The organism is Streptomyces synnematoformans (assembly GCF_039531005.1).
Classification (GTDB): Bacteria; Actinomycetota; Actinomycetes; order Streptomycetales; family Streptomycetaceae; genus Streptomyces; species Streptomyces synnematoformans.
In genome coordinates this window covers 1-7,535 of sequence record NZ_BAAAPF010000333.1, presented here as the reverse complement: position 1 = coordinate 7,535, position 7,535 = coordinate 1, and the positions used below count along the sequence as shown (strand labels likewise).

The window sequence follows — 7,535 nt, the reverse complement described above, 5'->3', positions numbered from 1 at the left end:
CGCCCGGCGGCCGCCGTGCCGCGGCCCGCCGCCCGCGCCGTCCCGCGCAGCCGGGCCGCCGTTCTCACCGTCGCCCTCGCCGTCGCGCTCCTCGCCGCCGCCGTCCTCGCCGCCGGCGTCGGCGCGTACCACCTCTCCCCCGGCGACGTCCTGTCCTCCGCGGCCCACCGCCTGCGGCTCGGCGGCGACGGTCTCGGCCGCGTCGGCGAGAGCGTGCTGTGGAACGTCCGGCTCCCCCGCGTCGTGCTCGCGCTGCTCGTCGGGGCGTCGCTGGGCTGCGCCGGCGCGCTCATGCAGGGCGTGTTCGGCAACCCGCTGGCCGAACCCGGGGTGATCGGCATCTCGATGGGCGCGGCGGTCGGCGCGGTCGCGGCCATCGCCCTGGGCATCGACGTCTTCGGCAACTGGACCGTCTCCGCCTTCGCGTTCGTCTCCGGGCTCGCCACCGTGCTGCTGGTCTACGCCCTCTCCCGCTCCGGCGGGCGCACCGAGGTCGTCACGCTCATCCTCACCGGCATCGCCGTCAACGCCTTCGCGGGCGCGCTCATCGGCCTGTTCATCTTCTTCGCCGACAACGCGCAGGTCACCCAGATCACCTTCTGGCAGCTCGGCTCGCTCTCCCAGGCCACGTGGCCGAAGGTGCTGGCCGTGCTGCCGTGCGCGGCCGTCGGCCTGGCCGTCGCGCCGCTGTACGCGCGGAAGCTGGACCTGCTCGCCCTCGGCGAACGGCCCGCGCGGCACCTCGGGGTGGACGTGGAGCGGCTGCGGATCGCGCTCGTGCTCGTGGTCGCGCTGCTGACGGCCGCCGCGGTGGCGGTGGCGGGCGTGATCACGTTCGTGGGGCTGCTGGTGCCGCACCTGCTGCGGATGGCCGCGGGCCCCGGGCACCGGTTCCTGATACCGGGCAGCGCGCTCGGCGGCGCGCTGGTGTTGGTCGTCGCGGACCTCGCGGCGCGTACCGTCGCGGAGCCGGCGGAGCTGCCGCTCGGCGTGCTGACGGCGCTGGTGGGCAGCCCGTTCTTCTTCTGGCTGCTGCGCCGGACCCGCCGCCGGCAGGGAGGCTGGGCATGATCCGCACACTGCTGGGGGCCCGCCAGGACCGGCGCCCGCCGGAGCCGCTGCCGGCCGGCGGCACCGCCGCCGAGGCGCGGGGCCTGGTCGTCCGGCTCGGCGGCCGGACCGTGCTCGACGGCGTCGCGCTGACCGCGACCGCCGGCCGGCTCACCGCCCTCGTCGGGCCCAACGGCGCCGGGAAGTCGACGCTCCTCGCCGCGCTGGCCGGCGACCTCGCGCCGGAGGCCGGCGAGGTGCTGCTCCGCGGCCGGGACGTCGCCGGCTGGGCGCCGGCGGAGCTGGCGATGCGCCGGTCGGTGCTGCCGCAGTCCGCCTCCCTGGCCTTCCCGTTCCCCGTCGGGGACGTCGTACGGATGGGCCGAGCACCCTGGTCCGGCACCCCCGCCGAGGACGCCGACGACGAGGCGGTGGCGTGGGCGCTGGCCGCGACGGAGACCGCGGAGTTCGCCGGGCGCCCCTTCGCCGAGCTGTCCGGCGGCGAGCGCGCCCGCGTCGCCCTCGCCCGCGTGCTGGCCCAGCGGGCGGGGCTGCTGCTCCTCGACGAGCCGACCGCCGCGCTCGACCTGCGCCACCAGGAGCTGGTGCTGCGGCTGGCCCGGGAGCGGGCCGCGGCGGGCGACGCCGTCGTGGTCGTCCTGCACGACCTGGGTCTCGCCGCGGCGTACGCGGACGAGGTCACCGTGCTGGACGGCGGCCGGGTGGCGGCCTCCGGGCCGCCGGCGGCGGTCTTCGACGGCGCGCTGCTCAGCGAGGTCTACCGGCACCCGGTCGAGGTTCTGGCGCACCCCCGCACGGACGCCCTCCTGGTGGTCCCGCGCCGCGAGCCGTGACCGGAGCGCGGTCCGCCCGGCCGGGCGGCGGTCAGGCCTTGCGCGCGACGCCGCCGTAGACGTCCGTGGGCTCCGGCTCCGTGCCGGCCTCGGGCCGCCACAGCGGGCAGGAGACTATCCCCGGCTCGATCAGCTCCAGGCCGTCGTAGTAGGCGCTGATCTCGTCCGGGGTGCGCAGCACGTACGGCACGGCGCCGGTGTCGTCGTACCCCTGCTGGGCCTCCTGGAGCGCCTTGTCGGTGGCCGTGCTGTCGTAGTGCACGAAGTAGCTGCCGGAGGGCAGCGCGGCCTGCAGGCGGCGCACGACGGACTTGGCCTCCTCGTAGTCCTTGATGTGGCCGAGGATCCCCATGAGCATCAGCGCCACCGGCTGCGAGAAGTCGAGGGTCTTCCCCGCCTCCTCCAGGATCGTCTCGGGCTTGTGCAGGTCAGCGTCGACGTACGTCGTCACGCCCTCCCGGGTGCTGGTCAGCAGCGCCTGCGCGTGGCGCAGCACTAAGGGGTCGTTGTCGACGTAGACGATGCGGGACTCCGGCGCCAGCCGCTGGGCGACCTGGTGGGTGTTGTCGTAGGTCGGCAGTCCGGTGCCGATGTCGAGGAACTGGCGGATGCCGGCCTCGCCGGCCACGTGGGTCACCGTGCGGATCAGGTAGTCGCGCGAGGCCCGCGCCATCGTCTCGATGTTCGGCGCGATCTGGCGGTACTCGTCGCCGGCCTGGCGGTCGACGGCGTAGTTGTCTTTCCCGCCCATCCAGTAGTTCCAGATCCGCGCCGAGTGCGGCACGGATGTGTCGATCTTGGAGAGCGCCCCCTCGGCGGGGGTGGACTGACCTTCTGCCATCGGGAAATCTCCTGCCCTGCGGCGCACGCGTGCCGCCGTTTCTCACGTACTGTCACTTCTCGGTCGTACGAGGCCGTTTCGGCCGGTGCCCCGGGGGACGGACCGGCGCGGACGGGAGGTGTGTCCGCCCCGGTCCGCTCCCCCGGTCGGAGCCGGCGGTGGCCGCCTGTTCGTCAGGCGACGAGGTAGTCGGCCTGGCCGGCCTTGGCGCCCTCAAGGAAGGCGATCATCTCTTCGCGGGTGTAGACGAGGGCCGGACCGGTCGGGTCGGTGGACTGGCGCAGCGCGACGCTGCCGTCGGGGAGCCGCTTGGCCTCGACGCAGCTGCCGCCGTTGGTGCCGCTCCAGGGCTTCTGCCAGCCCTCGGTGCCGAGTTCGGTCGCCGGGACGCCGGTACGGAAGGCCGGGGGGTCGGATCGCATGGTTCAGTACTCCTTACGCATCTTCACCAGGAGTGACCTGGTCCGGTCCACCGGATCGGCCTGGACGGCCATCCGGTCGAGTGTTTCCAGATACCCGACGACGTCATCGGCCTGGTCCACGTAGACCGCGCCGGTGAGGTTCTCCGTGTAGACGATGTCGGGCAGTTCGGTGAAGCCGAAACGGAAGTAGTGGAACGGGCCGAACGCGCCGGGGTGCGGCCCGGCCGAGAACGGCATTATCTGCACCTTCACGTTCGGCAGGTCGATCGCGTCGATCAGCCGGTCGATCTGGGCCCGCATCACGCCGGGCCCGCCGACCGGCCGGCGCAGGACCGATTCTTCCAGCACGGCCCACATCGCCGGCGCCTTCGGCGTGGTCAGCAGGTCCGCGCGGGTGGTGCGCAGCGTCACCCGCCGCTCGATGGCCTCCTCCGACTCGTTGGGGAAGCCGATGCGGAAGAGCGTGCGGGCGTAGTCGGGGGTCTGCAGGAGTCCGGGGACGTAGTGCGGCTCGTAGATGCGGATGACGGTCGCGTCGCTCTCCAGGCTCACGTACGCGCGGAACCAGTCGGGGAGGACGGTGCGGTACTTGTACCACCACCCGGGCTGATTGGCCTCCTTGGCCATCCTCAGGAAGTCGTCGGTCTCGGCGCCGGAGACGCCGTAGGTGCGCAGCAGCTCCCGCACGTACGGGATGCGCAGGCCGACCTCCGCCTTCTCCATCCGCCGCACCGTCAGCGGCGTGACGTCGATGGCCTCCGCGGCCTGCTCGAAGCTGACCTTCGCCTGCTCGCGCAGGTGCCGCAGCCGTTTGCCCAGGACCATGCGCAGCACGGTCGGGGCGCTGCCGCCACCCGAACGTGATTCGCTCACGATCCCTACCTCCCGGCCCGGTTGCTTCCCCGGGAGTGTGTCACGCTCCTTCTGAGTGTGACAGGGGGGCCGCACACATTCTGAAATTATCAGACCGAAGCTTGCGGACTGCCGTTGTCGACCGCCATAGTGAAGTGACCTGCACGCCACGCCGACCGCGCCCACGGCCCCCACCGCGGTCCGGTCGCGGGGCAGTCGGCGACTCCGGGACCCGGCCGCGACCACGGCCGGAGGGGGCACATCCTCGACCGCGTACGAACCTCCGAGGAGCGCATCGTGAGCAGCAGACTGGGCCTCGGCCTGGGGCACGAACGCCACCCGTTGCTGGGCAAGCTCGTGCTGGACCGGACCTCCGGCCGCACCGGCGTGCTCCGCGCCATCTGCCCCGAGCCCGAGACCCATTCGGTGTGGTCGAGTCCCGTGCTGCGGCCGGCCGCGGGGCCGCGGATGGCCTGGCTGGTGCCCGTGGGGGGCGGAGTGGAGTGGACGACGACGCCGGAGGCCATCGAGGAGGCGGGCGCCGAGGCGAGTGCCTGAGCGCCGGCGGTCGGAGTTCCCAGGCGGTCAGAGCTCCCAGACGACGGGGAGGCCCGCGCCCGTGCCCTCCGCGGTGTAGTCGTGGCCGACGTCGAGGAGTTCGGCCATCCTGGCCTGCCAGTCGACGTTCACCGGCAGGTGCTCCAGCTCGGCGAGCAGCCGGGCGTAGTCCTCGCACTCGATGACGTGGAAGAGGTCGGTGCCGCTGCGCCAGATCGTCCAGGAGGTGGCGCCGGCGGCGCGGATGGCCGCGGTCAGCTCCCCGGGGACCTCGCGGTGCGCGGCCTCGTACTCCTCGACACGGTCGGCGCGGACCCTGGTCCGCAGGGCGACCCTCACCGGCCCGGCTCCGGTGCGCGCAGCCGCAGGCCCTGCATGCCGCCGTCGACGGCCAGCGCCGTGCCGGTGACGGAGGCGGCGGCCGGGCTCGCCAGGTAGGCGATGGCCGCGGCGACCTCGTCGGCGGTGACCAGCCGGCCCATCGGCTGCCTGGCGTCGAGCGCGGCGCGCTCGGCGGCGGGGTCGGCGGCCCGGTCCAGCAGCCGGCCGATCCACGGGGTGTCGGCGGTCCCGGGGTTCACGCAGTTGACCCGGATGCCCTCGCGTACGTGGTCGGCGGCCATCGCCAGCGTCAGCGACAGCACCGCGCCCTTGGTCGCGGAGTACAGGGCGCGCTGCGGGAGGCCGGCGGTGGCGGCGACGGAGCAGGTGTTGACGATCGCGGGGTGCGCGGAGCGGCGCAGGTGGCGCAGCGCGGCGCGGGTGGTGCGCACGATGCCGAGCAGGTTGACGTCGAGGACGCGGTGCCACTCGGCGTCGTCGTTGTCCTCGACGGTGCCCACGGCGCCGATGCCGGCGTTGTTGACCAGGACGTCGATGCCGCGCAGGGCGCCGGCGGCGTCGCTGACGGCGGCGGTGACGGACGCGTCGTCGGAGACGTCCGCGCGGTGGCCGCGCAGCGGTTCCGGCACGCCGTCGGCGTCGAGGTCGAGGACGGCGACCCGGGCGCCGCGCTCGGCCAGCAGCCGCGCGGCGGCCAGCCCGATCCCCGAAGCCCCGCCGGTCACCACGGCCTTGAGCCCGTCGAAGTCCTTCATCCTGGAATGGCCTCCCGTCATCCGACGATTCCCCGGGCAAGGCACGAGCCCGTCAGGCGGGGCACACCTGGTCACGGAGCACGATCTGCATATTTACCAGATCGATCGACGTCTGCGACACCCCGTGTAGTGAAGATCCGTCAACCCGGAAGGAATTGGTCGGACCTCTCCGCGGGAGGGTTACGGCGCCGCCCCCACGGACTTCCGCAGGGTGTGCAGGCACAGGCTCAGCGCGTTGTGCTTGGTGTCTCCGCTGCGGCTGCGCTGCCAGGCGACGTACAGCAGCGACCACACCACCTGAATGACCCAGTCGGTGTCCAGCCGGCTGTCCAGCGCGCCTTCTTCCCGGCCGCGGTCGACGAGCCGGGCCAGCGCGCGGTCGGCCTCCGTCTCCTCCTCCCAGCTCTCCCAGTTCCAGGTCGCGGCCAGCGACTCGTCGAAGACGATCGCGAGGCTCTCGCCCAGCTCGAAGTACTCCTGGCAGACCCGCTCCAGCGCGGTGAGCGCGGGGCCGTCGCCCGGGCGGGCGCGCTCCGTCGCGGCGCCGATCTTGTCGAGGACGTCCACACCGATGGCGGCGATCAGATCGGAGCGCTCGGAGAAGTAGCGGTGCACCGTGGTGCGCCCGACGCCCGCCGCCGCCGCCACGTCGGCCAGCGAGGCCGTCGGGTTCTTGGCGAGCACGGCGGTGCCGGCGTCGAGGATGGCGCGCCGCGTCCGGGCCCGCGCGCCGATGCTGCTCACTGCGGTGTCCATGCCCATACCGTACCGCCACCCCCAGAATGGAACTCGGTTGACGAAAATGGAACAGCAATGTTCTACTGCCGGGCATGACTGTTCCGGAAAGTGTGCGCGTCCTCTGGTCGTTCGCCAGGCCCCACCGGCGGGTGCTGACCCTCGGCCTGGTGCTGGCCCTGGCCGGATCCGCCCTCGGCCTCGCGTCCCCGATGGTGACCAAGTGGGTGCTGGACTCCCTCGCCGACGACGCCTCGCTCACCGGCCCCGTCGTCACACTCCTGGTGCTGATGGTCGTCGGCGCGGTGGTCGGGCACCGGCAGTGGGTGATCCTCGGCACGGTCGGCGAGCGCGTGGTGCTGGACGCGCGCGAGTCGATGGTGCGCCGCTTCTTCCGGGCCACGGTGCCGGGCGTGACCGCCCGCCCGCCCGGCGAGCTGGTCTCCCGGGCCGTCTCCGACACGACGCTGCTGCACGCCTCCGCTTCGGGCGCCGTCGTCGGCCTGGTCAACGGCGTGGTCATGCTGGTCGGCACGCTGGCGATGATGGCCGTGCTCGATCTTGTGCTGCTCGCGACCACGGTCGCCTCGGTGATCGTCGTCGTGGTCCTCTTCGCCACGCTGATGCCCGCCATCGCGCGGGCGCAGGAGCAGGCGCAGGAGCACGTGGGCAGGCTCGGCGGGCGCCTCGAAGGCACGCTGCGCGCGGTGCGTACGGTCAAGGCCGGCGGCGCCGAGGAGCGCCAGGCCGACCGGATAGCGCAGGACGCCCGGTCCGCCGCCAACCACGGGCTGAAGGCGATCCGGCTGGAGGCGACGGTCTGGGTGATCGCCTGGACGGGCATCGAGCTGGCGATCATCCTGGTGCTCGGCATCGGGGCGTGGCGGGTGGACGCCGGGACCCTGGAGGTCTCCGGGCTCATCGCCTTCCTGCTCTACGCCTTCGGCCTGATGGGGCCGGTGACCGAGCTGAGCCAGCACGTCTCGGAGCTGCAGTCGGGCATCGCCGCGGCCCGGCGGATCCGCGCGGTGGACGAGCTGACCACCGAGGCCGAATCGGCCGCCGCGGCGGCACCGGCACCCGCCACGGGTGCCGCCGCCTCCGCCGCCGCGCCCGCCGTCGTCCA

The 7,535-nt window shown here is 73.5% G+C and carries 10 protein-coding genes; 4 read left to right on the top strand and 6 right to left on the bottom strand.

Going from position 1 to position 7,535, the window contains the following annotated elements:
- Positions 1–15 precede the first annotated feature (15 nt).
- On the top strand, positions 16–1,071 hold the full coding sequence (locus ABD317_RS31000; RefSeq protein WP_344294224.1) for a FecCD family ABC transporter permease: 1,056 nt from the start codon (positions 16–18) through the stop codon (positions 1,069–1,071).
- The gene (locus ABD317_RS30995; protein ID WP_344294220.1) at positions 1,068–1,904 is read left to right on the top strand and encodes a heme ABC transporter ATP-binding protein; all 837 of its coding nucleotides are present in this window, start codon (positions 1,068–1,070) and stop codon (positions 1,902–1,904) included. Before ABD317_RS31000 ends, ABD317_RS30995 begins: the two co-directional genes overlap by 4 nt.
- Positions 1,905–1,935: 31 nt before the next feature.
- Here ABD317_RS30995 and ABD317_RS30990 read toward each other — a convergent pair whose 3' ends face one another.
- From ABD317_RS30990 to ABD317_RS30980, 3 genes are all read right to left on the bottom strand, one after another.
- Positions 1,936–2,745 carry an SAM-dependent methyltransferase gene (locus tag ABD317_RS30990; protein ID WP_027751962.1) on the bottom strand — a complete coding sequence of 270 codons (810 nt, stop codon included), beginning with the start codon at positions 2,743–2,745 and terminating at the stop codon, positions 1,936–1,938.
- Positions 2,746–2,918: 173 nt separating this feature from the next.
- Positions 2,919–3,167, bottom strand: coding sequence for a DUF397 domain-containing protein (locus tag ABD317_RS30985; protein ID WP_344294218.1), 249 nt, complete (start codon positions 3,165–3,167; stop codon positions 2,919–2,921).
- 3 nt (positions 3,168–3,170) lie between these two features.
- Entirely contained in the window at positions 3,171–3,992 is an 822-nt protein-coding gene (locus ABD317_RS30980; protein ID WP_344294222.1) for a helix-turn-helix domain-containing protein, read from the bottom strand.
- 324 nt (positions 3,993–4,316) lie between these two features.
- Between ABD317_RS30980 and ABD317_RS30975 the strand changes: the two genes are divergently transcribed.
- The gene (locus ABD317_RS30975) at positions 4,317–4,577 is read left to right on the top strand and encodes a hypothetical protein (protein ID WP_344294216.1); all 261 of its coding nucleotides are present in this window, start codon (positions 4,317–4,319) and stop codon (positions 4,575–4,577) included.
- Between the two features lie 27 nt (positions 4,578–4,604).
- On the opposite strand, the gene ABD317_RS30970 is transcribed toward ABD317_RS30975, so the two are convergent.
- From ABD317_RS30970 to ABD317_RS30960, 3 genes are all read right to left on the bottom strand, one after another.
- The gene (locus tag ABD317_RS30970) at positions 4,605–4,916 is read right to left on the bottom strand and encodes an L-rhamnose mutarotase (RefSeq protein ID WP_344294214.1); all 312 of its coding nucleotides are present in this window, start codon (positions 4,914–4,916) and stop codon (positions 4,605–4,607) included.
- Positions 4,913–5,674 (bottom strand): SDR family oxidoreductase, encoded by a 762-nt coding sequence (locus tag ABD317_RS30965; RefSeq protein WP_027751967.1) that lies wholly within the window; start codon positions 5,672–5,674, stop codon positions 4,913–4,915. Before ABD317_RS30965 ends, ABD317_RS30970 begins: the two co-directional genes overlap by 4 nt.
- A gap of 180 nt (positions 5,675–5,854) precedes the next feature.
- Positions 5,855–6,430 carry a TetR/AcrR family transcriptional regulator gene (locus ABD317_RS30960; RefSeq protein WP_344294212.1) on the bottom strand — a complete coding sequence of 192 codons (576 nt, stop codon included), beginning with the start codon at positions 6,428–6,430 and terminating at the stop codon, positions 5,855–5,857.
- 74 nt (positions 6,431–6,504) lie between these two features.
- Between ABD317_RS30960 and ABD317_RS30955 the strand changes: the two genes are divergently transcribed.
- Positions 6,505–7,535: ABC transporter ATP-binding protein (locus tag ABD317_RS30955; protein WP_344294210.1), on the top strand; the 1,031-nt coding region annotated here is incomplete at its 3' end.